This is a genomic window from Pseudomonas sp. PA15(2017), assembly GCF_001945395.1.
GTDB lineage: Bacteria > Pseudomonadota > Gammaproteobacteria > Pseudomonadales > Pseudomonadaceae > Aquipseudomonas.
Genome location: NZ_MSXV01000059.1, coordinates 149,305 through 151,000, shown reverse-complemented (window position 1 = coordinate 151,000; position 1,696 = coordinate 149,305). Strand labels below are relative to the sequence as shown.

1 protein-coding gene is annotated in these 1,696 nt (G+C 59.8%); it reads right to left on the bottom strand.

Annotated features, from left to right (window positions below):
• A partial coding sequence (locus BVH03_RS26680) for an Ig-like domain-containing protein (RefSeq protein WP_218189570.1) occupies window positions 1–1,696 on the bottom strand: 1,696 nt, incomplete at both ends.

Genomic DNA, 1,696 nt, shown 5'->3' with positions numbered 1-1,696 from the left:
CGGCGATATTGATCACGTCGTCGGCGGTGATGTTGGCATCCAGCGTGATGGTCGGAACGGGAGCGGTGACGTCGACGCTGTAGCCTTCGGTGTCTGTCGCCGTGCCGATGTTGCCGGCGGCATCGGTAGTGCTGATGCTGGCGCTGATGGTTTTGCCAGCGTCGGCGATCAGATCAGTGCCGGGCACGTTGATGCTGAAGGTGTTGTTCGCCTGAACCTGGCCCGTGAAGGTCTTGCCATTGACAGTCAGGGTTACGGTGTCACCGACCTTGGCGTCGCCGCCGACAGTGCCGGTAACCGGAATCTGCTGACCGGACTCGGCGATATTGATTACGTCATCGGCGGTGATGTTGGCGTCGAGGGTGATGGTTGGCAGAGGCGCTGTGGTGTCAATGGCGCCACTATCGGTGGCTGAACCGGTGTTGCCAGCGGCGTCAGTCACCTGGGCATCAACCGAGTATGGGCCGTCAACCAGGCTAGCTGGCACATCGGCAGAATAGGTACCGCCAGCGACGACCAAGGCCGTGGTGGTCAGCACTGTCGTGCCTTGAGTGATGGTCAGCGTAACAATGCTGCCGACGGATGCGTCGGTCGTACCGACGATGGTTGGCGTAGTGTCGTTAGTAATAGCCGGGGCATCGACTGTAATAACCGGAGCGGTGATGTCAATGGCGCCATTGTCAGTGGCTGAGCCGGTGTTGCCAGCGGCGTCAGTCACCTTGGCATCAACCGAGTATGGGCCCTCAACCAGGCTAGCTGGCACATCGGCAGAATAGGTACCGCCAGCCACGACCGTAGCCGTAGTGGTCAGCACTGTTGTGCCTTGAGTGATGGTCAGCGTAACGATGCTGCCAACGGGTGCGTCGGTAGTACCGACGATGGTCGGCGTAGTGTCGTTGGTGATGGCTGGTGCATCGACGGTGATGATCGGTGCCGTGGTATCGATGGCGCCGGTATCAGTGGCCGAACCGGGGTTGCCAGCGGCATCGGTGACTTTCGCATCAACCGAATATGGGCCGTCCACCAAAGGTTGAGGCAGTTCGATGCTGTAGGTGCCGCCCGCCAGTACCGGCGTATTTACGGTAAAGGTGTTGGTGCCCTGGGTAATGGTCAGCGTAACGATGCTGCCCACCGGCGCATCGGTAGTACCTGTGATGGTCGGTGTGGTGTCGTTGGTGATAGTCGGAGCTTCGACAGTAATCAATGGTGCTGTTGTATCGACGCTGTAGCCTTCGGTGTCTGTAGCGGTGCCGATGTTGCCGGCCGCATCGGTGGTGCTGATGCTGGCGGTAATGGTTCTGCCAGTGTCGGCGACCAGATCAGTGCCGGGCACGTTGATGCTGAAGGTGTTGTTCGCCTGAACCTGGCCCGTGAAGGTCTTGCCATTGACGGTCAGGGTTACGGTGTCACCGACTTTGGCATCGCCACCGACGGTGCCGGTGACCGGAACCTGCTGACTCGACTCGGCGATATTGATCACGTCGTCGGCGGTGATGTTGGCGTCGAGAGTGATGGTCGGAACTGGGGCAGTAACTTCGACGCTATAGCCTTCGGTGTCTGTCGCTGTGCCGACGTTGCCGGCCGCATCGGTGGTGCTGATGCTGGCGGTAATGGTTTTGCCAGCATCGGCGACCAAGTCAGCACCTGGGACGTTGATGCTAAAGGTGTTGTTCGCCTGAACCTGGCCCGTGAAGGT